Below are 21,336 nucleotides of genomic sequence, written 5' to 3'. Positions count from 1 at the left end.
CGGAGGTTGTGGAGAACCGTAACAACGGAAATCGTCGCGAAACACGGTGTTCACAACGGAATCCCTTGCGCGGTCCGGACCTCGCTGCCATGCTGTCCGGCATGGCGGCAGCACCACGACGTCCGGGACCGATCGACGACACCTCGAAGCGGATCATCGAACAACTCCAGGCGGACGGCCGCCGTCCGTACGGCGAGATCGGCAAGGCCGTCGGTCTCAGCGAGGCGGCGGTCCGGCAGCGCGTCCAGAAGCTCACCGAGACCGGCGTCATGCAGATCGTCGCGGTCACCGACCCGATGCAGCTCGGCTTCCACCGGCAGGCGATGATCGGCATCCGGGTCAGCGGCGACACCCGAACCGTCGCCGATGCCCTCGAACAGCTGCCGGCGGTCGACTACCTCGTCATGACCGCCGGCAGCTTCGACCTGATGGTCGAGGTCGTCTGCGAGGACGACGACGACCTGATCGAACTGCTCAACGGCACGATCCGGGCCATCCCGGGCGTCGCCGGCACCGAGACCTTCGTCTACCTGCAACTCCGCAAACAGCTCTACGACTGGGGAACGCGATGACCATCTCCGAAACGACCAGCGGCCAGGCCACCGGCCAGTCCACCCGCCTCGGGTCCTACGACCCGTTCGCCCCGGTCGACGACGCCGACCTGCAGCGGAAGTCCCGGGACCACCTGTGGATGCACTTCGCCCGACACGGTGCGAACCAGGCCGGTGCCGACGTGCCGATCATGGTGCGCGGCGAGGGCCACCACGTCTACGACAGCCACGGCAAGGGCTACATCGACGGGCTCTCCGGCCTGTTCGTCGTCGCCGCCGGCCACGGTCGGAAGCGCCTGGCCGAGATGGCGGCGAAGCAGGCGGAGACGCTGAGCTTCTTCCCGATCTGGTCCTACGCGCACCCGGCGGCCATCGAGCTCGCCGACCGTCTGGCCGAGCACGCCCCCGGCGACCTCAACAAGGTCTTCTACTCGACGGGCGGCGGCGAAGCGGTGGAGACCGCCTTCAAGCTCGCGAAGTACTACTGGAAGCTCCAGGGCAAGCCCATGAAGCACAAGGTCATCTCGCGCGCGGTCGCCTACCACGGCACTCCGCAGGGTGCCCTGGCGATCACCGGCATCCCGGCGATGAAGCAGATGTTCGAGCCCCTGACGCCCGGCGGCTTCCGGGTGCCGAACACGAACTACTACCGCGCCGAGGAGATGGGCTTCCCGGGCGGTACCGAGGAGCAGTTCGGCTTCTGGGCGGCCGAGCGCATCCGCGAGATGATCGAGTTCGAGGGCCCCGACACCGTCGCGGCGGTGTTCCTCGAGCCGGTGCAGAACTCCGGCGGCTGCTTCACCCCGCCGCCCGGGTACTTCCAGCGGGTGCGCGAGATCTGTGACGAGTACGACGTCCTGCTCGTCTCGGACGAGGTGATCTGCGCCTTCGGACGGATCGGCACCATGTTCGCCTGCGACACCTACGACTTCGTGCCGGACATGATCACGTGCGCGAAGGCGATGACCTCGGGCTACTCCCCCATCGGCGCGACCATCATCAGCGACAAGCTCTTCGAGCCGTTCGCCAAGGGCGACACGACCTTCTACCACGGGTACACGTTCGGCGGGCACCCGGTGTCGGCCGCCGTCGCGATGGAGAACCTCGACATCTTCGAGGAAGAGGGCCTGCTCGCGAACGTGCGACAGAACGCGCCGCTGTTCAAGGCCGAGCTCGACACCCTGAAGGACCTGCCGATCGTCGGTGACGTCCGCGGTGACGGCTACTTCTACGGCATCGAGCTCGTCAAGGACAAGGCCACCAAGACGACCTTCGACGACGACGAGTCCGAGCGGCTGCTGCGCGGGTTCCTGTCGAAGGCACTGTTCGACGCCGGGCTGTACTGCCGGGCCGACGACCGTGGCGACCCGGTCGTGCAGCTCGCTCCGCCGCTGACCATCGGGCAGCCGGAGTTCCGCGAGATCACCTCGATCCTGCGGAGCGTCCTGTCCGAGGCCTCGTCGAAGATCTGATCGTGAGCGGCTACCGGGGCGTCTCGTTCTGGCTCGACCAGCTCGCGTCCACCGGACGCGACGACCTGGCGCCCCGGCCGCCGCTCGACGGCGACACGACCGCGGACGTCGCGATCGTCGGCGGTGGACTGACGGGTCTCTGGACCGCCTGGTACCTGCACCAGGCCGACCCGGGCCTCCAGATCGTCGTCCTGGAACGCGAGATCGCCGGGTTCGGCGCCTCCGGTCGCAACGGGGGCTGGTGCTCGGCGCTGTTCCCGCGCTCAGCGGAGTCCGTCGCGCGCGAGCACGGCCGCGACGCCGCACTCGCGCTGCGCCGAGCGATGCGCGACACCGTCGACGAGGTCGGCCGCGCAGCGGCCGAGGCCGGGGTCGACTGCGACTACGTGAAGGGCGGTACCGTCCTCTACGCGCGCTCGGCCGTGCAGGAACGCGCGGCCCACGACGAGGTCGCCTCGTCGGCCGAGTGGGGCGACGCCATGACCTGGCGCGCGGCCCGGCCCGGCGACGCCGCCGGATCCGCGGGGGTCGCGTGGACCCCGGACTGCGCGCGGGTGCAGCCCGCAGCACTGGTGCGTGGCCTGGCGGCCGCCCTGGAGGCCCGGGGCGTCCGGATCGCGGAGCACACGCCCGCCTCGTCGTGGGACCACGGGCGTGTGGTCACGTCGCGTGGGACCGTCACGGCCGGCGCGGTCGTCATCGCGGTCGAGGGGTACGGCGCACAGCTCGAACAGACGAAGCGGCGGATCCTGCCGCTCTACTCCCTCATGATCGCCACGGCTCCGCTGCCCGCGGCGGTGTGGGACCGCATCGGCCTGGAGCACGGGCAGACGTTCTCCGACTACCGGCACCTGCTCGTGTACGGCCAGCGCACGGCGGACGACCGACTGGCGTTCGGTGGACGCGGGGCCCGCTACCACTGGGGGTCCGCGATCACCCCCGGCTACGACCGGGTCCCACGTGTGTTCGAGCACCTGCGGCGGTCCCTGGTGGAGTTGTTCCCCGCCGTCGCCGACGCCCCGGTCACCCACACGTGGGGCGGCCCGCTCGGGGTGCCGCGCGACTGGTGCGCGTCGGTCACCTGGGACGGGCACGTCGGCACCGCCGGCGGCTACGTCGGCGACGGACTCTCCACGACGAACCTCGCCGGGCGGACGCTCGCCGACCTCGTGCGCGGAGTCGCGTCGCCGCTCACCGCGCTGCCGTGGGTGAACCACCGATCGCCCGACTGGGAGCCCGAGCCGCTCCGGTTCCTCGGGGCGAACGCCGGGCTCGTGGCGACCGACCTGGCCGACCGCGAAGAAGCCCTGACCGGACGGCCGAGCCTGGCGGCGAGGCTGATGGCACCCCTGACCGGAGGCCACTGATGGCTGCGCTCGATGCCGACGTCGTCGTCGTCGGGGCCGGGGTCGCCGGGCTCGCCGCTGCCCGGGCGCTCGCACTCGACGGCCAGCGGGTGGTCGTGCTCGAGGCCCGCGACCGGATCGGCGGCCGCACCTGGACCGACACCGAGCTCGGCGTGCCCGTGGACCTCGGCGCCTCGTGGATCCACGGCGTCGACGGCAACCCGCTCTGGGCCCTGGCTCCCCGGTTCGGCATCGAGACCGTCGAGTTCACCGTCGGGAGCTTCCAGTTCGACGGCCGGCCGATCGCGTGGCACGGGCCCTCCGGCGCGCCGCTGTCCGAGGCGTCGGCCTCGGCGTTCGTCGCGGACCTGCACACCGTCGACGTCGCCCTGGACACCGTCGTCGCACACGCTCCACCGCCCTCGACGTACGCGGCCGCCGTCGACACCGTGCTGCGGTCCCTGCAGTGGCAGGGCGACCGGGCCGCGCGGGTCCGCGAGTACACGGCGCACCGCTCCGAGGACCTCTGCGGCGCACCCGTGACCGTCCTCGACGCCCGCGGCCTCGAAGAGGAACACGTCCCCGGCGACGAGGTGGTGTTCCCCGGCGGCTACGCCCAGTACGCCGCCGCCCTGGCCGAGGGGCTGGACGTCCGACTGTCCGCGGTCGTGCGGTCGGTGACGCAGTCCGCGACGGGTGTCGTGGTCGGACTCGCGGACGGTTCGTCGGTCACGGCGGACGACGTCGTCGTGACCGTCCCACTCGGGGTGCTGCAGGCCGGTGACGTGACGTTCGACCCACCGCTCGCCGAGACGGTCACCGGTGCGATGCGCCGGCTCGGGATGGGCGTCTACGACAAGGTGTTCCTGCGGTTCCCGGAGCGGTTCTGGGGCGAGTCGTGGGTGGTCCGCCAGCAGGGGTCGGCCGGTGTCGACTGGCACTCCTGGTACGACATGTCCCGCGTGACCGGAGCGCCCGTACTGGCCGCACTGGTCGGTGGGACCGGGGCCCGACGAATCGAGACCCTGCCGGACGCCATGATCGTGGAAGAGGGCATCGGCGGCCTGCGGCGGATGTTCGGCCCCTCGGTCCCCGAGCCCGAGGCGTTCCGGATCACCCGGTGGGCCGACGACCCGTTCGCACGCGGCTCCTACTCGTACCTGCACGTCGGGGCGTCACCGGACGACCACGACCTGCTCGGCACGGTGTCCGGCCGGGTGCAGCTCGCCGGCGAGGCCACGTGGGGCGACGACCCGGCGACCGTGCACGGCGCGCTGCTGTCCGGCCTGCGGGTGGCCGGGCGGTTGCTCGGCTCCGAGGTCGACCCGCTCGTGCTCGCGACGCCCGTCAGGGGCTGATCGGCTCAGTCGAACGCCGGGGTGTCGACCGAGCACGTCACGGGCTCGCCCGCGGCAGCTGTCTCCGTGGCGATCTCGCGCTTGCCGTCGAGCAGGATCCGGCAGGTCGCCGTCGCACCCCGCGCCGGGGTCGCCCGGACCGAGGCGCGTTGCTCGGCGAGGACGATCGACTCGTGCTCCCATGCCGAGCCGCTCGTCGTCGCGGTACTCGTCTTCTGCGCACCGAGCCGGTGCACCTCCGGGGCGTCGCCGCGCTTCTCGGCACCCTCGACGCGCACGTCGGTGAGCGCGGCCCCGCTCGGCTGGTCGACGCTGACCTCGTAGGTCACGGACCAGGCATCGCCCGTCTGCTGCTGGACGAAGCTGCACCCGGTCGCGAGCACCGCGACGGAACCGGCGACCACAACGGCGGCGAGGAGACGGACGGTGGGACGGTTGCGTTCGGACATGCCACCAGCCTGCGCACGAAGGGCCCGCGGATCGTCCCCCGGGCGACGCGACCCCGTGCGACGACGGATCGATCCCGGGTCCTCCGAGCGGTTGACATCGGCTCCGTCCGCCCTGGCGGTCAGTACCGTCGACCCGGCGTCCGCGCAGGTCCTGTTCAACGTGCTGCTCTTCGTGCCCCTCGGTGCTCTCGCCCGGCGCGCGCCTCGCTCCGCTCGTGGGACTGCTCGCCGGGTCGGGCGGGCCACCGACGCGGACGCCCCGCGCCCGGCCACCGCGGTGTGGGCGACCCGCGGCCGGCGCGGGTTCGCGCTCGCGGTGATCCGGGCGGACGTCGAGGACGACCGGGTGCCGGCGCGCGTCGACTGAGCGGCTCCCGACGGGTGCCCCGCGCCGGCAAGAGCGCGGGACACCCTGGGCTCAACCCTTGCGCCACACGTCGTGCAGGAACCGGGCCAGGGTCACGAGCAACGTCGCGATCCCCAACCACGGCACCTGACGGCGTCGACGCGGTTCGTCGTCGGAGGACATCCGAACCACCTTCCGTGTCAGCGCCGGCGGACACGAAGAGCAGGGGCCGAGGGACGTGCGACCCGACGGTGATCGAGTTACACTGGTTCCGAGTTCAAGCTCGGGACGCGTTCTGTCCCTCGTTCTCCACTCGGAGAGCAAATCGAAGCCCATCGCTGTTGTCCCAGCGGTGGGCTTCATCCTTACTCGGGCCACGCTCCGGCGGTGACGCGGCCCACCACCAGCCTACTGATGTTCCAGGTGCCGGTGAGAGCGTCACGGGTGTCCTACTGACCGGACACTCACGGATCGTACGGGCCCGGAACGACGTTCGAGTGCCACACTCGGAGCCGTGACGACGACGCGGACCGCACCCCGGCACGAGCACCGCGCGCCGGTGGCGATCGCCGTCCTGGTGAACCTCGGGCTCAGCCTGTTCCTGCCGAGCGAGGTGCTGTTCTTCCCGTCGTGGGTGGTCCCGGTGCTCGGCGTCCTGCTGCTGATCCCGCTCGTCGTCTTCAACCCGCGACGCCTGACCCGCGAGACGACCTGGTCGCGGTGGGTGTCCTTCTCGTTGGCGATCCTGATCACCGTCGCGAACCAGCTGACCGTGGTCCGGACGATCGAGGTGCTCCTCGGTGGCCACGCCGACGGCGGTGCCGTCCTGCTCACCGCCCTGCAGGTGTGGGTGAGCACGATCATCGCGTTCGGGCTCGTGTACTGGGAGCTCGACCGGGGCGGACCGGTGGCTCGTCGCCGGCCGGAGCTGTGGACGAGCGACGAGGCCGACTTCCAGTTCCCGCAGGAGACGGACCCGAAGACCGCTGCGTGGCGACCGGTCTACCTCGACTACCTCTACGTCGCGATGACGAACATGGTCGCGTTCAGCCCGACGGACACGATGCCGATGACCGTGCGCGCGAAGATGATCATGGCCTACCAGGCACTCGGCGGGTTCATCCTGCTGGCGCTCGTGATCTCTCGCGCGGTGAACATCATCAGCTGACCGCACTCCCGACGAGTGATTCCGACACGTCCCAGAGGCGAGCGGCGTCGTCACCGCGGAGCAACGGCGCCCACGGCTTCCGACGGCCGGCCGGTCCGCCGAGCTGACCGGGTCCGGTCGGACCGACGAAGCACCCGTCGAGGTCCGTGTCGGTCGCCGCGAGCAGGGCCGGCTCCGCCGCCGAGGCGGGCGTCCCGACGAGGAGCCGGCGCGCCGACAGCCAGCGGATCAGCCGGACGGCCACGGTGTCGCCCGAGCGTCCGATCTCCGGGCGTGCGGCGAGCAGGCTCGTCGGAGCGACACCCGGGTGGCTGACCGCACTCGTGATCCCCCACCCACCGGCCCGGCTCCTCCGACCGAGCTCGAGGGCGAAGAGCGCGCACGCGAGCTTCGACTGCCCGTACGCCCGCGCGACGTCGTAGTCCCGCTCGGACTGCAGGTCGTCCCACCGGATCGAGGCCCGCTGCGCCGCCACGCTCGACTGCATCACGACCCGACCGTCGGCGGCACGGAGCAGGGGGAGCAGGGCGCCGACGGGTGCGACGTGCCCGAGGTGGTTCGTGCCGAACTGCAGCTCGAAGCCGTCCTGGGTCGTCTGCCGCTCCGGCGGGTTCATCACGCCGGCGTTCCCCACGAATACGTCGATCGGCGTGCCCCCGGACCGCAACCGCTCCCCGAGCGTCGACACGGACTCCAACGAGGAGAGGTCCAGGTCCTCGAGCAGCACGGAGGCATCCGGGTGCTGCGCGGTGATCCGGGCGACGGCCGCCGCTCCCTTGTCGCGGTTGCGCACCGGTACGACCACCTCGGCCCCGGCGCCGGCGAAGCGCGCGGCGATCTCCAGTCCGATGCCGTCGCTCGCCCCGGTCACCAGGACCCGGCGTCCGCTGAGGTCCGGGAGGGTGAGTGGTTCGTTCCGTGCCATGGTCGGCCTCTTCCGTCGTGGTGAGCACCCGATCCGGCACCCGAGACGATCGTTGCGGTGCCGTGCACACGGAACCACGGCCTGACGATCCGTGGCTGCGGTCGACGCCCCGGGAGAGGATGGGGCGCATGATCGACCGAGCGTCCCTGGCGGACTTCCTCCGCAGCCGTCGGACGGCCCTGCAGCCGGAGGACGTCGGGCTGCCCCGGGGCCAGCGCCGTCGCACGAGCGGGCTGCGGCGCGAGGAGGCGGCGCTGCTGAGCAACATGTCCGTCGACTACTACGCGCGGTTGGAGCGGGAGCGCGGCCCGCAGCCGTCCGACCAGATGCTCGCGTCCATCGCGCAGGGACTGCGGCTCACGATCGCCGAGCGCGACCACCTCTTCCGCCTCGCCGGACACGAGCCACCGGCGGCCGCCTCCGGCGGGGACCACGTCAGCCCGGGGATGATGCGCATCTTCGACCGGCTGGCCGACAGCCCTGCCGAGATCGTCACCGAGCTGGGCGAGACACTGCAACAGACGCCGCTCGCCGTCGAGCTGACCGGTGACGCCCGCGGCCGACGAGGCGACGACCGGAGCATCGGCCACCGATGGTTCGCCGACCCGGGGTCCCGCGACGTGCACCCGGTCGAGGACCATGCGTTCCTGTCGCGGATGTACGCCTCGGGGCTCCGGGGCGTCCTCGCACGCCGAGGCCCCGGTTCCCGAGCAGCGCGCCTGGCCGACCACCTGCTCGGGACGAGTGCGGAGTTCCGCGACGTCTGGGCACGTCACGAGGTCGGCGTGCGACCCCGTGACGTGAAGCGGTACCGCCACCCGGAGGTCGGCCTGCTCACGCTGCAGTGTCAGGTGCTGAACGACCCCGAGAGTTCCCAGACGCTGCTGGTCCACACCGCGGAGCCCGGCAGCGAGAGCGCGGAGCGGCTCCGGCTGCTCGCCGTGGTCGGCTCGGCGGTCGGTCGCGCCTGACCTCGGAGCTCGTCAGGCGCCGTGTGCCTCCTCCGACACCGGCTGCCACTCGCGCCAGGTCGCCAGGCGGGACTCGTAGTCCCGCTCCGCGATGCCGAGCGGCGCCTTGCCGAAGAAGACGCGCAGGGGCGGCTGCTCGGCGTCGACGACCTTCAGGATCGCCGAGCGGGTCGCTTCGGGCTTGCCGGGGTCGGCGGCCGACGGGCGCTTCGACGCGGCTTCGCGGACGTCTGCGTACGCGGCGATCTGGTCGCTCTTCTTCGACGACGGCCCGGACCAGTCAGTCGAGAAGCCGCCCGGCTCGATGAGCGTCACGTGGATGCCGAAGCCGGCGACCTCCTGCGACAGGGACTGCGACAGCCCCTCGAGCGCCCACTTGGACGCGTGGTAGGCGCCGACCGTCGGGAACGCGCTGATCCCGCCGATGCTCGACACCTGGATGACGTGCCCGGAACCCTGCTCGCGCATGATCGGCAGCGCGGCTTGGGTGACCCAGAGCGCCCCGAACAGGTTCGTCTCGAGCTGGGCGCGGACCTCGTCCTCGGTGAGTTCCTCGACCATGCCGAAGTGGCCGTAGCCGGCGTTGTTCACGACGACGTCGAGCGAGCCGAAGTGCTCCGCCGCACGCTGCACGGCCGCGAAGTCCGCGGCACGGTCGGTCACGTCGAGCTGCAGTCCGAGGAACGTGTCCGGGTACTGGTCGACGAGTGCCTGCACGTCGTCGGTGTTGCGGGCCGTACCGGCGACGGAGTCTCCACGTTCGAGGGCGGCTTCCGCCCACTCGCGGCCGAAGCCCTTCGACGCTCCGGTGATGAACCAGGTCTTGCTCATGCTGTCTCCTCCTGAGATCTGACGCGATCAGGCAACGCTCCCCGCTTCCGTGGCACCTGGAGGTCCGGGTGACGGACGCGGCAAGCGGACACCGGCGCACCGTGCTCAGGGCCGCGGTGCCGCGAACTCCAGGTTGACGTCGTCGGGGTCCTGCACGGACAGGATCACCAGGCCGAACGGCGGCAGGTCGGTGACGTCGCCGTGTTCGATGCCGGCGGCGTCCAGTCGCTCGACGGCGGCGTGCAGGTCGTCGACGGACCCGACGCGGAACGACACGTGGTCGAGGCCGACTCGGTCGGGATCGAACCGGTCCTCGGCGGGGGCGACCGGTCGCAGGCCGAGCGTCTGCCCGCCGAACGTGAACGAACAGCCGCCGTAGGTCCGCCACGGGTCGTCGTGGATCGTCGGGTCGTCGATCTGGTCGCTGAAGTCACTGCCGGGTGGCATGCCGAACAGCTGCTCGTAGAAGGCCTTGCTGCGGCGGATGTCGGTGACCGTGAGGCGCACGTGCGAGAAGCCGAGCGGCGTGACGATGGGTTCGCTCATCACCCCACCCAACTCCCCCTGGGCCTTGCGCTCGTTGACCAGGCGATCAACAATGGCGGGATGGACGTCGTCATCGCTCCCCCGCATCCGTCTCCGCTGCACCAGGACACCGGCACCCCCCGCCGCACGACCCGCGTCGCCCTCGTGCAGATGCGTTGGCTCGAGGACCCCGCTGCCCACCGCGCACAGCTCGCCGACGGCATCGCCACCGCCACGGCCAACGGCGCCACGGCCGTGTTCCTCCCCGAGCTCACCCTGCGCCGCTACCCCGGCGACACCCCTGCCAGTGGTGTCCCGAAGGACCTCGCCGAGTCGCTCGAGGGCGGCCCGACGGTGGCCTTCGCCCGGGCACAGGCGATCGAGCACGGGGTCTTCGTGCACGCATCGCTGTACGAGCGGCCCGCCGACGACGACGAGCCCGACGACCCCCGCGGCTACAACACCGCCGTCCTCGTCGCCCCTGACGGCACCCTGGTCGGCCGGACCCGCAAGACCCACATCCCGATCAGCGCCGGCTACTACGAGGACACCTACTTCCGCCCGGGTACGGACGACGACGCCTTCCCGGTGTACGAGCCGGCGGGACTCGGCGCGCGCCTCGGGCTGCCGACCTGCTGGGACGAGTGGTTCCCCGAGGTCGCCCGGTCCTACGGCCTCGCCGGGTCCGAGGTCCTGGTGTACCCGACGGCGATCGGCTCCGAGCCGACGTTCCCGGACTTCGACACCGCGCCGATCTGGCGGCAGGTCATCGTCGCGAACGGCATCACCGCCGGCCAGTTCATGGTCGTGCCGAACCGGTGGGGTGACGAGGGCGACATCACCTTCTACGGGTCGTCGTTCATCTCGGACCCGTTCGGCCGCGTGCTCGCCGAGGCGCCGCGTGACGCCGACGCCGTGCTCGTGGCGGACCTCGACCTCGACGCCCGGACGGAGTGGCTCCGACTGTTCCCCTTCTACGTGACCCGTCGACCGGACCTCTACGCGAGGCTCGTCGCCCCGGTCGACGAGGACCGCCACGCGTACGGCGCACGAGACGCGATCGACGCGGCCATCGGGGTGGCGGCGACCGACGAGATCGACGCGGCCGAGGCCGTGGCGGCGACCGACGCCGGACCGGAGGCGCGCGCATGACGTGGGTGATGCCTCCCGAGACGGCTCCGCAGGAACGCACCTGGATGGCGTTCCCACGCCCCGGCCTGACGCTCGGCGACGACGCGGCGAGCGCCGAGGCGGCGCGACGGACGTGGGCGGCCACGGCCAACACGATCAGCGAGCACCAGCCCGTCACGATCGTCGTGGACCCGGTCGCGCGAGCCGACGCGCGTCGCCTGCTGTCGACCGCGGTCGAGGTGCTCGAAGCGCCCCTCGACGACTTCTGGATGCGCGACATCGGGCCGACGTTCGTCGTCGACGACGTGACCGGTGAGCTCGGCGCCGTGGACTGGGTCTTCAACGGCTGGGGCGCGAACTCCTGGTCGACGTGGACCCGCGACGCCGAGGTCGCCACCATGGCGGCGGCCGCCGCCGGTGCGCATCGGATCCCCTCGCTGCTCGTGAACGAGGGCGGAGCGATCCACGTCGACGGCACGGGAACGGTCCTGGTGACGGAGACCGTGCAGCTCGATCCGCGACGGAACCCGTACGCCGACCGCGAGCGCGTCGAACTCGAGCTGGCCCGGACGATCGGCGCGACGGACGTGGTCTGGCTGCCCCGCGGCCTGACCCGTGACTACGACGGGTTCGGCACCCGGGGCCACGTCGACATGGTCGCGACGTTCGCGGGCGCGTCGAGTGACACCAGCGACATCAGCGCCATCAGCGACACCAGCGCCACCAGCGCCACCACGACGTCCCGCACGATCCTGCTGCACGCGCAGCCCGACGCCGGCCACCCGGACCACCTGGTGATGCCGCAGATCCGTCGGGCGCTCGAGCAGGCCACTGACGCCACCATCGTCGAACTGCCGGCCCCGTCGACCCTGACCGACGACGACGGCCCGGTCGACTGGAACTACGTCAACCACGTGGTGGTGAACGACGCTGTGATCGCCTGCGCGTTCGGTGACGCCGTTGCCGACGATCGCGCCCGCGGCATCCTCGCCGACGTGTACCCGGGTCGTCAGGTGCGCTCGATCGACGCTCGTCAGGTCTTCGCGCGCGGCGGCGGGCTGCACTGCATCACGCAGCAGCAGCCAGCGGTCTGAGCCATCGCCGCGGTGTACAGCGGCTGCCCGACGCCTGTACACCGCGGCCGGTCCGCACGGCGCCAGAGCGTCGGTATGGTGCTCCGAACCAGCCCGGGCGACGCTGCCCAGCCGAGCTCCGGCGCTGCCCGCCCCCGACCCAGCAGGGAAGTCAACGCACATGGCATCACCGACCGCGGTCCCCGCACCGACAGCCTCAGCAGCACCTGCGCGCGGCGGTTCCCTGAAGCGGAGCCTCGGACTCTGGGCGATCGTCGGCCTGGGCCTCGGCTACATGACCCCGACGGTGGTGTTCGACACCTTCGGCATCGTCTCCGGGCAGACCGACGGCGCCGTGCCGAGCGCGTACCTGATCGCGCTGGTCATCATGGCCCTGACGGCGATCAGCTACGGGAAGATGGTCCGGGTCTACCCGGCGGCCGGCTCCGCGTACACGTACGTGCGGGAGTCGATGCACCCGAACCTCGGGTTCATGGTCGGCTGGGCGTCCCTGCTCGACTACCTGCTCCTGCCGATGGTGAACGCCCTGATCATCCGGCTCTACCTGGAGCAGGTGTTCCCGGCGTTGCCGTCGTGGGTGACGGTCGTCGTCTACACGGTGTTCGTGACGACGGTGATCTGCCTGTCGATGCGCGGCACGTCGAACCTCAACATGGTGCTGCTCATCGGCGCGATCCTGGCGATGATCGCGTTCGTGGTCTTCACCGTCATCGAACTCGTCCACGGTGCCGGAGCGGGCACGATCGCGAGCACCGAGCCGTTCGTGCACGACGGTGTGACGATGTCCGCCCTGCTCACCGGCGCGACGGTGGTCTGCTTCTCGTTCATCGGCTTCGACGCCGTGACGATGTACACCGAAGAGGCGAAGTCGATCCGGATCATGCCGAAGGCGATCATGCTGACGGTGCTGCTCGGCGGCGCGATCTTCCTGGTGTCCGCCTACTTCGCGCAGCTGCGGTTCCCGACGAACACCCCGTTCGGCGAGTTCACCGACGACCCGCTGCCCCAGATCGGCCTGCTCGTCGGTGGCCCGGTGTTCCAGGCGGTCCTGGTGTCGGCCGGGTTCGTCGCAGCGCTGGCGTCGGGGCTCGCATCGCACGCGAGCGTCGCCCGCATGCTCATGGTGATGGGCCGGAACAACGTCCTGCCGAAGCGGGTGTTCGGGTACGTCAACCCGCGCACGCACACCCCGGTCTTCAACGTCGTGTTCGTCGGCGCGGTCACGCTGCTCGCGATGAGCTTCTCGCTCGACACCATCTCGTCGTACATCAACTTCGGCGCCCTCGTCGCCTTCACCTTCGTCAACGCGAGCGTCATCGTGCACTTCGCCGTCCGGCAGGGCCGCCGCCACACCGCGGCTGACCGGTGGAGGTACATCGTCCTGCCCGGCCTCGCGATGGTCCTGACAGGGGTGCTCTGGTCGCAGCTCCACGCCGACGCACTGATCGCAGGAGGAGTGTGGGCTGCGATCGGCTTCGCCTACCTGCTCGTCATCACGAAGGGCTTCCGGGTGCTGCCGAAGAGCTTCGACGAGAACCAGCCGGTCACCGGCGTGAACAAGCAGCTGACCGACCAGGCCTGACCCACCGAGAGAGGACGCCATGTACGCCGTCACCGACCCCACCACGGGCACGACCCTCGAGACGTTCCCGACCATCACCGACGACGAGCTCCGGGCGACGATCGCTGCCGCGGACCGCGCCCACCGCGAGCGCACCAGCTCCGTCGCCGACCGCGCGGCCCTGCTCCACCGCGTCGCGGACCTGTACCGGGAGCGTCACGCCGACCTCGCCGCCACGATCGTGCGCGAGATGGCGAAGCCGATCGACCAGGCCGAGGGCGAGGTGGACTTCTGCGCCGACATCTACGACTACTACGCGGATCACGCCGAGGAGTTCCTCGCCGACCAGCCGATCACCCTGGCCGACGGCTCCGAGGGCAGCGCCTTCATCCGGAAGTCGTCGATCGGCGTGCTGCTCGGCATCATGCCGTGGAACTTCCCCGCCTACCAGATCGCCCGGTTCGCCGGTCCGAACCTGCTCATCGGCAACACGGTCCTGCTCAAGCACGCACCGCAGTGCCCCGAGTCGGCCCTGGCGATCGAGCGGATCTTCCACGACGCCGGGTTCCCCGAGGGCGCGTACACGAACGTCTTCGCGACGAACGACCAGGCCGCCGACGTCATCGCCGACCCGCGCGTGCAGGGCGTCTCGCTGACCGGGTCGGCCCGCGCCGGTGCCGCGGTCGCCGAGATCGCGGGCCGGAACCTCACGAAGGTCGTGCTCGAGCTCGGTGGTTCGGACCCCTTCATCGTGCTGTCCACCGACGACCTCGACTCCGTCGTCGAGTCAGCCGTCACCACTCGCCTCGAGGGGAACGGGCAGGTCTGCAACGCCCCGAAGCGCTTCCTGGTGGTGGACGACCTGTACGACGACTTCCTGGCGAAGTTCACGACGGCCATGTCGGCGGTGTCGCCGACCGACCCGTCCGTGCCCGGCACCGAGCTCGGCCCGTTGTCGTCCCCGGCCGCCGCGGACCGCCTGCAGGAGCAGCTCGCGTCCGCCGTCGCGCAGGGTGCGACCGTCGTCACGGGCGGCGACCGCCAGGGCAACGCCTTCGTGCCGACGATCCTGACCGACGTCACGCCGGACAACGACGCGTACCGCGAGGAGTTCTTCGGCCCCGTCGCCGCCGTGTACCGGGTCGCCGACGAGGACGCCGCCGTCGCACTCGCCAACGACACCCCGTACGGCCTCGGCTCGTACCTGTTCACGACCGACGCCGACCAGGCACTCCGCGTCGCGGACCGGCTCGAGGCCGGCATGGTCTACGTCAACATCGTCGGCGCGGACAGCCCCGAACTGCCGTTCGGTGGCGTCAAGGCGAGCGGCTTCGGCCGTGAGCTCGGCCCCCTGGGGGCCGACGAGTTCGTCAACGAGAAGCTGATCCGCATCGGCTGACGGACGCTCTGGACCCGGCCCCACGACGGACGGGAGGCGCGGTGCCAGCTGGCACCGCGCCTCCCGTCTGCTCGTCGGTCGCCGCTACTGCTGCGGCTCGGCGGGCTCGCCGCCGGAGTCGGTGTCGCTGTCCTGCGCGGGGTCCTTCGTCGCGTCGCCCGTGGGCGACCCGTCCGGCAGGTCCTCGGTGTACTGCGCTTCCGCCTCGCTGGGGTCGCTGGATCCGTTCGCCGTCGTGTCGCTCATGGCCCGGATGCTACGCGCGGTCGGCGCTGCGCTCGTTCAGACGGACGAGGCGGCAGCGCCGGAGCCGGCGGCAACCGGGGTCACGGCCAGGATCTCGTCGGCGACCTCGCGCCCGATCCGCACCGCACCGTCGACGTGCTGGTACCCCTGCCCGGCCAGGTCGCTCGACGCGAACCGGATCGGACCGACGGCTGCGCGCTGGTCGGCGCCGTACCGGACGAGACCGCCCAGGTCGAAGCTCGCCGCGTAGGCGCCGCGGGTCCACTCCTCGGTGCCCCAGTCGCTCTCGTAGTACACGACCGGGCGCAGGGCCTCGTCGCCGTAGTAGTGGGCGAGCGAAGCGAGCACGCGGGCCTTCCGTTCCTCGGCCGACAGCGCGAACAGGTCGTCGGCGTGCTGGTCGGAGACGAACCCGACCAACGTGCCCTGCTCCGATCCGTGCTCGGTGTTGTCGTACGCCTCGTGCACGACCTCGTACGGGCTGAACGCGGTGCCGGAGAGCCCGGCACCGCGCCAGAACGGCCGGTCGTAGACGGCGTGCACCTTGATGACGAAGCCCATCGACAGGTGCTGGTGCAGCTGGTGCTGGCGACGGGGCAGCGGGGGTTCGTACGAGATCCGCGAGTACAGGGGCGGCGGCACGGCGACGAGCGCCTGCCGGGCGTGCACCTCGTAGCCGCCGTCGGCGAGCGCGACGACCCCGTCGTCGGTCCAGCGCAGGGTGCGCACCGGCGCGTTCAGGTGCACGGCGTCACCGAGGCGCTCGGCGAGCCGCTCCGACACCTGCTGCATCCCGCCGACGACGCGCTTGTCCAGGATGAAGTCGGCGTCGACCAGGTTCGTGAAGCTCCCCGCCGAGGCGGCCATCAGCAGGGCCTGCAGGGCCGAGAACGCGTGTGCCGGCTTCGTGAGCATGGCGCCGGCGATGAACAGTTCGACGTTGTCGGTGGCGACGCGGTCGTCGCTCAGCGTGTGGAGCCAGGCGCGGAAGGAGACCTCGTCGAGTGCCGCCGCGTGCGGGGACTCCCAGGGGCGGGCGGGATCGACCGCCGCGACGTACTCGTCGACGACCGACACGAGTCGCTCGATCTCGTTCGCCGTCGCCTCGGGCAGCGGGAAGATGTCGCCGGTGTACTCGGTGCGGGTGCCCTCGGCGTCGACGTAGACGCTGGAGCCCTCGCGGTACCGGTCGTACGTGTCGAGTCCGAGTTCGTCGAGGGTCTCGAGCAGTGCGGTCTGGTCGGGCGAGACCCACTGGCCACCGATCTCGAGGGTGACCCCGTCGACGTCGTTCGTCCAGGTGCGGCCGCCCACGCGGTCGCGCGCCTCGAGCACCGTGACGGTCAGTCCCGCGGCGCGCAGGCGGTTCGCGGCGGTCAGGCCGGTGACACCGGCTCCGATGACGACGACGTCGCTCTCGATCATCATGCTGCTCCTTCGGTGGTGGTGCTCCGGAACGGGTCCGGGGTCAGCGTGTACATGGTCTCGAGGTACTCGGCGATGCCCTCGCCGCCGCCCTCGCGGCCGAGGCCGGACTGCTTCACCCCGCCGAACGGGGCCGACGCGTTCGAGACGACCCCGGTGTTGAGTCCGAGCATGCCGGTCTCGAGCCGCTCCATCAGGCGCTGCCCGCGGGCCGGGTCCTCGGTGAACGCGTAGCCGACCAGACCGTACTCGGTGTCGTTGGCGGCGGCCACGGCCTCGTCCTCGGTCCGGAACGTCCGGATCGCCAGGACGGGTCCGAAGATCTCGTCGCGGAGCAGGTCGCTGCCGGGCTGCACGTCGGTCAGGACCGTGGGTGCGTAGAAGGTGCCGGGGCCGTCGACCGGGTGTCCGCCGGTGCGGAGCGTCGCCCCGCGGTCGAGCGCGTCGGTGACCAGGCGGTGCGCCTTGTCGACGGCGCGGTCGTCGATGAGCGGTCCGATGGCGACGTCGTCCTCCGTGCCGCGTCCGACCCGCATGGCCTCGACGCGTGCGGTGACCCGGCGCGTGAACTCGTCGACGATGTCCTCGTGCACCAGGAACCGGTTCGCGGCGGTGCAGGCCTGCCCGGTGTTGCGGAACTTGGCGGCGAGCGCACCCTCCACGGCCAGGTCGAGGTCGGCGTCGGCGAACACCAGGAACGGGGCGTTGCCGCCGAGCTCCATGCTCGTCCGGAGCACGTTCTGCGCCGCCTGGGCGAGCAGCGTGCGTCCGACCGGCGTCGAGCCCGTGAAGGACAGCTTCCGGAGCCGGGGGTCGGCGATCACGGGCGCGGAGACGTCGGCGGCCCGCGTGGTCGGGACCACGTTGACCACGCCGGCGGGCAGTCCGACCTCGCGCAGCAGGTCGACGAACAGCAGGGTCGTGAGCGGCGTCAGTTCGGCCGGCTTCACGACGACCGTGCACCCGGCGGCGAGCGCCGGTGCGATCTTCCGGGTCGCCATCGCCAGCGGGAAGTTCCACGGCGTGATGAGGAACGCGGGACCGACGGGCTTGTGCGAGACGGTGGCACGGCCGGTGCCCTCCGGGTTGGTGCCGTACGAGCCGCCGATCCGGACCGCTTCCTCCGAGAACCAGCGCAGGAACTCCCCGCCGTACGCGACCTCGCCGCGGGCCTCGGCGAGCGGCTTGCCCATCTCGAGCGTCATGAGCAGCGCGAAGTCCTCGCGTCGTTCCTGCAGCAGGTCGAACGCGCGGCGGAGCAGCTCGGCGCGGTGCCGCGGCGGCGTGGTCGCCCAGCCCGTCTTCGCTGCTTCGGCGGCGTCGAGGGCTCGGACACCGTCCTCGGCGGTTGCGTCGGCGATGTCGAGCAGCGTCTCGCCGGTGGCGGGGTCGACGACGGCGAAGGTACGGCCGTCGGCCGACGGCTGCCAGGCACCGTCGACCAGGAGGCCCGTGGGGACGCGGGCGAGCAGCTCGCGTTCGGCGTCGGTGCGGTCGGCCGCAGGGGCGGTGGTGGTGGCGTTGGTCTCGGTGGTCATGCTGTTGCGAGTCCTTCCAGGACGACGTCGAGTCCCTCGTGGAGCAGGGCGTCGTCGATCGACAGTGGGGGCAGGAACCGGACGACGTTGCCGTACGTGCCGGCGGTCAGCGCGATGACGCCGTGCTCGAACGCGGACCGCACCACCTTCCCGGTCAGTGCTGCGTCCGGTTCGCCGGTCGCGGGGTCCACGAGTTCCATCGCGACCATCGCGCCGCGTCCGCGGACGTCGCCGATCCGCGGGTCGGTCGTCTGCGCGGCACGGAGTCGTCCGAGCAGCACGTCCCCGAGCTCGCGGGCTCGGTCGATCAGCCCGTCGTGCTCGAACGCGTCGATCGCGGCGAGGGCGGCGGCGCAGGCGATCGGGTTGCCGCCGTAGGTGCCGCCGAGCCCGCCGACGTGTGCGGAGTCCATGATCTCGGCGCGACCGGTCACGGCGGAGAGGGGCAGACCGCCGGCCATGCCCTTCGCGGTCGTGACGACGTCCGGCACGATCCCCTCGTGCTCGCTCGCGAACATCGACCCGGTGCGCGCGAAGCCGGTCTGGACCTCGTCGGCGATGAGCACGACGCCGTTCGCCGTGGTCCACTCGGACAGCGCGGCGAGGAACCCGGGCGCTGGCACGACGAAACCGCCCTCCCCCTGGATCGGCTCGATGAGCAGCGCCGCGGTGTTCGCCGCGCCGACCTGCTTCTCGATCTGGCTGATCGCGCGCTTCGCCGCCTCGGGTCCGGAGAGTCCGTCGTGGAACGGGTAGGACATCGGCACCCGGTAGACCTCGGGGGCGAACGGGCCGAAGCCGTCCTTGTACGGCTGGTTCTTCGCGGTGAGCGCCATCGTGAGGTTCGTCCGGCCGTGGTACGCGTGGTCGAACACCACGACGGCCTGCCGACCGGTGTGCTTGCGCGCGATCTTCACCGCGTTCTCGACGGCTTCTGCGCCGGAGTTGAACAGTGCCGTGCGCTTGTCGTGGTCACCGGGGGTCAGCCGGTTGAGCGCCTCGGCGACCGCGACGTACCCGTCGTAGGCGGCGATCGTGAAGCACGTGTGGGTGAAGGCAGCGACCTGCTCGGTGACCGCGGCGACGACGGCGGGGTGCGCGTTGCCGACGCTGGTCACGGCGATCCCGGACCCCAGGTCGACGAACGAGTTGTCGTCCGCGTCCACGACGACCCCGCCACCGGCCGCGACGACGGCGATCGGCACGGCGACCCCGACCCCGGCCGCGACGGCTCCGGCCTTCCGCGCCATGAGCTCGCGTGATCGCGGGCCGGGGACGGCCGTGACGAGCCGTCGTTCTTGGGGCAGCGAGGGGCCGCCGGTGGGCGCACTGATCGAGGGTGCTGCGGTGGAGGACATGCGGCGATGGTAGGAGCCTGCGGCGACCACGGCGGCTGTCCACCGTGTACATCGAGGCCCGGTCCGATCGCCCCGGTGGATAAGGTGCTCGCATGCCCGCGACGCTGCGTTCCCTGTTGCACCGTGCCGACCTCCGCCTCCGCCCACTGACCGGCGCGGACACGGGCGCCCTCGACGCCCCGCTGTCGTGGCTGCACAGCTCCGACCTCGAGGACCCGACGCCGTTCCTGGCCGACGGGCAGGGACTGCTGACGACGGGCACGCAGTTCGGTGCCGAGGCCGAGGTCCCGGAGGACGTCGCCGGCCCCTACGTCCGCCGACTCGTCGAGCGGGGCGTCGTCGCACTCGGGTTCGGCACGGAGGTCGTCCGCGCCGGCACCCCGGACGCCCTCGTCGCCGCCTGCGAGCAGTACGGACTCCCCTTGTTCGAGGTGCCCTACGAGACCTCGTTCATCGCGGTCGCGCAGGCGAACGCCGAAGCGGTCGCCCGCGACGCGAACGCCCGGAACGCCTGGGCCCTCGCCGCACAGCGGGCGATCTCGCTCGCGGCGATGCGCCCGGACGGGCTCGGGGCCACGATCGCGGAGCTCTCCGGGCAGCTCGACGGCTGGGTCGGGCTCTTCGACGTGTCCGGGCGGCTGGACCGCGGGCACCCGACGGACGGCGTGCCCGCCCAGGACCTCGAGCTGCTCCGGACCGAGGCGCTGCGCCTGCTGCGGGCCGGACAGCGGGCGAGCCTGCCGGTGACCACCGAGCACCACACCGGGTTCACCCTGCAGACCCTCGGCAGCGGGGGCCACCTGAGCGGTGTGCTCGCGATCGCGAACGGCGGTGCGCTCGACCGCGCCGGCCGCGAGGTGGTGACGTCCGTCATCGCCCTCGCCGGACTCGCGTTGCAGCAGAACCGTGAGCTGGCCAGAGCGCGCGGGCTCCTGCGCACCGGCCTGCTCACCATGCTCTCGGTCGGCGATCCGGAGGTGGTCCAGTCGACGTCGCGCGAGGTGTGGGGGCCCCTGCCCGCCGAACCCGTCCGGATCGCGGCCCTCGAGGTCGACGACCACGACGTCGACACCGTCGTCGACCTGCTCGAACTGTGGGTGCAGGACCGGCCCGGACAGCTCTTCTTCGCCGTCGACGACGCCCTCTTCCTGTGCGTGAGCGCCGACGACACCGCGATCGTCGAGGAACTGGTCGGACGCTTCGACCTGCGGGCCGGCCTGTCGGACGGTGCCGCGTACCGGTCGTTCGGCCGTGCCCGCACCGAGGCCGTGCAGGCCCTCGACCGTCGGCGGGAAGGGCGACCGGGCACCACCGAGTTCGGCGACCTCGCCCGCGAAGGCGTCCTCGCACACCTGGCCCACGTGGACGTCGACGCCGGAGCCGTCGCCCGCGCGTTCCTCGCTCCCCTGCTCGAACACGACCGGTCGGCGGGCACCGAGCTCACCCGCACCGTCCGCGCCTGGCTCGAGCAGAACTGCGAGTACGACCGCGCCGCCCAGGTGCTCGGCATCCACCGTCACACCGCACGCTCCCGGGTCGAGCACGCCGGCCGGCTCCTCGACCGCGACCTCGCCGTCTTCGCGACCCGTGCCGACCTGTGGGCGGCCTTCGTCGTCGAGGGCGCGTGACGCGCGGATACGGT

General features: G+C 71.6%; 20 protein-coding genes. 12 read left to right on the top strand and 8 right to left on the bottom strand.

The annotated features are described in order from the left end of the window. Positions 1-89 precede the first annotated feature (89 nt). The 4 genes from ABH929_RS02435 to ABH929_RS02420 all read left to right on the top strand — a co-directional run bounded on the left by ABH929_RS02435 (position 90) and on the right by ABH929_RS02420 (position 4,727). The gene (locus tag ABH929_RS02435) at positions 90-572 is read left to right on the top strand and encodes an Lrp/AsnC family transcriptional regulator (RefSeq protein WP_035809531.1); all 483 of its coding nucleotides are present in this window, start codon (positions 90-92) and stop codon (positions 570-572) included. Positions 573-691: 119 nt separating this feature from the next. Then, complete coding sequence (locus ABH929_RS02430; protein ID WP_240347678.1) at positions 692-2,023, top strand: aspartate aminotransferase family protein; 1,332 nt, start codon at positions 692-694, stop codon at positions 2,021-2,023. A gap of 2 nt (positions 2,024-2,025) precedes the next feature. Further along, positions 2,026-3,390: an NAD(P)/FAD-dependent oxidoreductase gene (locus tag ABH929_RS02425; RefSeq protein ID WP_404559990.1), complete on the top strand. Its 1,365-nt coding sequence runs from the start codon at positions 2,026-2,028 to the stop codon at positions 3,388-3,390. Further along, positions 3,390-4,727: a flavin monoamine oxidase family protein gene (locus ABH929_RS02420; protein ID WP_404559989.1), complete on the top strand. Its 1,338-nt coding sequence runs from the start codon at positions 3,390-3,392 to the stop codon at positions 4,725-4,727. The genes ABH929_RS02425 and ABH929_RS02420 overlap by 1 nt, the downstream gene beginning before the upstream one ends. 5 nt (positions 4,728-4,732) lie before the next feature. Here ABH929_RS02420 and ABH929_RS02415 read toward each other — a convergent pair whose 3' ends face one another. Beyond that, positions 4,733-5,176 carry a hypothetical protein gene (locus tag ABH929_RS02415; protein WP_404559988.1) on the bottom strand — a complete coding sequence of 148 codons (444 nt, stop codon included), beginning with the start codon at positions 5,174-5,176 and terminating at the stop codon, positions 4,733-4,735. A gap of 55 nt (positions 5,177-5,231) precedes the next feature. On the opposite strand from ABH929_RS02415, the gene ABH929_RS02410 reads away from it, so the two are divergent. Both ABH929_RS02410 and ABH929_RS02405 read left to right on the top strand, forming a co-directional pair. Then, the gene (locus ABH929_RS02410) at positions 5,232-5,543 is read left to right on the top strand and encodes a hypothetical protein (protein WP_404559987.1); all 312 of its coding nucleotides are present in this window, start codon (positions 5,232-5,234) and stop codon (positions 5,541-5,543) included. A gap of 493 nt (positions 5,544-6,036) precedes the next feature. After that, the gene (locus ABH929_RS02405; protein ID WP_263054924.1) at positions 6,037-6,690 is read left to right on the top strand and encodes a DUF1345 domain-containing protein; all 654 of its coding nucleotides are present in this window, start codon (positions 6,037-6,039) and stop codon (positions 6,688-6,690) included. Here the strand turns inward: ABH929_RS02405 and ABH929_RS02400 are convergent. Then, positions 6,683-7,615, bottom strand: a complete 933-nt coding sequence (locus ABH929_RS02400) for an SDR family oxidoreductase (protein WP_404559986.1) — start codon at positions 7,613-7,615, stop codon at positions 6,683-6,685. The two genes, ABH929_RS02405 and ABH929_RS02400, sit on opposite strands and share 8 nt — an antisense overlap. A 128-nt stretch (positions 7,616-7,743) precedes the next feature. Here ABH929_RS02400 and ABH929_RS02395 point away from each other — a divergent pair, with 128 nt between their 5' ends. Next, entirely contained in the window at positions 7,744-8,586 is an 843-nt protein-coding gene (locus ABH929_RS02395; protein ID WP_404559985.1) for a helix-turn-helix transcriptional regulator, read from the top strand. Between the two features lie 12 nt (positions 8,587-8,598). Here ABH929_RS02395 and ABH929_RS02390 read toward each other — a convergent pair whose 3' ends face one another. After that, positions 8,599-9,417 carry an SDR family oxidoreductase gene (locus ABH929_RS02390; RefSeq protein ID WP_404559984.1) on the bottom strand — a complete coding sequence of 273 codons (819 nt, stop codon included), beginning with the start codon at positions 9,415-9,417 and terminating at the stop codon, positions 8,599-8,601. Between the two features lie 105 nt (positions 9,418-9,522). Then, positions 9,523-9,963 (bottom strand): VOC family protein, encoded by a 441-nt coding sequence (locus tag ABH929_RS02385; RefSeq protein WP_214546051.1) that lies wholly within the window; start codon positions 9,961-9,963, stop codon positions 9,523-9,525. A 60-nt stretch (positions 9,964-10,023) separates the two neighbouring features. Between ABH929_RS02385 and ABH929_RS02380 the strand changes: the two genes are divergently transcribed. The 4 genes from ABH929_RS02380 (at position 10,024) to ABH929_RS02365 (ending at position 15,127) form a co-directional block, all read left to right on the top strand. Then, complete coding sequence (locus tag ABH929_RS02380; protein ID WP_404559983.1) at positions 10,024-11,094, top strand: nitrilase-related carbon-nitrogen hydrolase; 1,071 nt, start codon at positions 10,024-10,026, stop codon at positions 11,092-11,094. After that, positions 11,091-12,167, top strand: a complete 1,077-nt coding sequence (locus ABH929_RS02375) for an agmatine/peptidylarginine deiminase (protein ID WP_404559982.1) — start codon at positions 11,091-11,093, stop codon at positions 12,165-12,167. The genes ABH929_RS02380 and ABH929_RS02375 overlap by 4 nt, the downstream gene beginning before the upstream one ends. Before the next feature lie 160 nt (positions 12,168-12,327). Continuing rightward, the gene (locus ABH929_RS02370; protein ID WP_263054930.1) at positions 12,328-13,749 is read left to right on the top strand and encodes an APC family permease; all 1,422 of its coding nucleotides are present in this window, start codon (positions 12,328-12,330) and stop codon (positions 13,747-13,749) included. Between the two features lie 19 nt (positions 13,750-13,768). Beyond that, on the top strand, positions 13,769-15,127 hold the full coding sequence (locus ABH929_RS02365) for an NAD-dependent succinate-semialdehyde dehydrogenase (RefSeq protein ID WP_263054931.1): 1,359 nt from the start codon (positions 13,769-13,771) through the stop codon (positions 15,125-15,127). 84 nt (positions 15,128-15,211) lie between these two features. On the opposite strand, the gene ABH929_RS02360 is transcribed toward ABH929_RS02365, so the two are convergent. From ABH929_RS02360 to gabT, 4 genes are read right to left on the bottom strand one after another with little or no spacing between them, the layout of a single operon-like run. Then, a complete protein-coding gene (locus ABH929_RS02360) occupies positions 15,212-15,373 on the bottom strand; it encodes a hypothetical protein (protein WP_166673220.1) in 162 nt (53 codons plus the stop codon). Between the two features lie 36 nt (positions 15,374-15,409). Continuing rightward, the gene (locus tag ABH929_RS02355) at positions 15,410-16,801 is read right to left on the bottom strand and encodes a flavin monoamine oxidase family protein (protein WP_404559981.1); all 1,392 of its coding nucleotides are present in this window, start codon (positions 16,799-16,801) and stop codon (positions 15,410-15,412) included. After that, complete coding sequence (locus tag ABH929_RS02350; protein ID WP_404559980.1) at positions 16,798-18,336, bottom strand: NAD-dependent succinate-semialdehyde dehydrogenase; 1,539 nt, start codon at positions 18,334-18,336, stop codon at positions 16,798-16,800. The genes ABH929_RS02355 and ABH929_RS02350 overlap by 4 nt, the downstream gene beginning before the upstream one ends. Further along, positions 18,333-19,694: a 4-aminobutyrate--2-oxoglutarate transaminase gene (gene gabT, locus ABH929_RS02345; RefSeq protein WP_263054934.1), complete on the bottom strand. Its 1,362-nt coding sequence runs from the start codon at positions 19,692-19,694 to the stop codon at positions 18,333-18,335. The genes ABH929_RS02350 and gabT overlap by 4 nt, the downstream gene beginning before the upstream one ends. A gap of 92 nt (positions 19,695-19,786) precedes the next feature. Here gabT and ABH929_RS02340 point away from each other — a divergent pair, with 92 nt between their 5' ends. Then, complete coding sequence (locus tag ABH929_RS02340; RefSeq protein WP_263054935.1) at positions 19,787-21,322, top strand: PucR family transcriptional regulator; 1,536 nt, start codon at positions 19,787-19,789, stop codon at positions 21,320-21,322. Positions 21,323-21,336: the final 14 nt, after the last annotated feature.

Source organism: Curtobacterium sp. AB7 (assembly GCF_044909335.1).
Taxonomy (GTDB): domain Bacteria; phylum Actinomycetota; class Actinomycetes; order Actinomycetales; family Microbacteriaceae; genus Curtobacterium.
The sequence above is the reverse complement of the archived record's forward strand: the minus strand, read 5'-3'. Positions and strand labels throughout refer to the sequence as shown.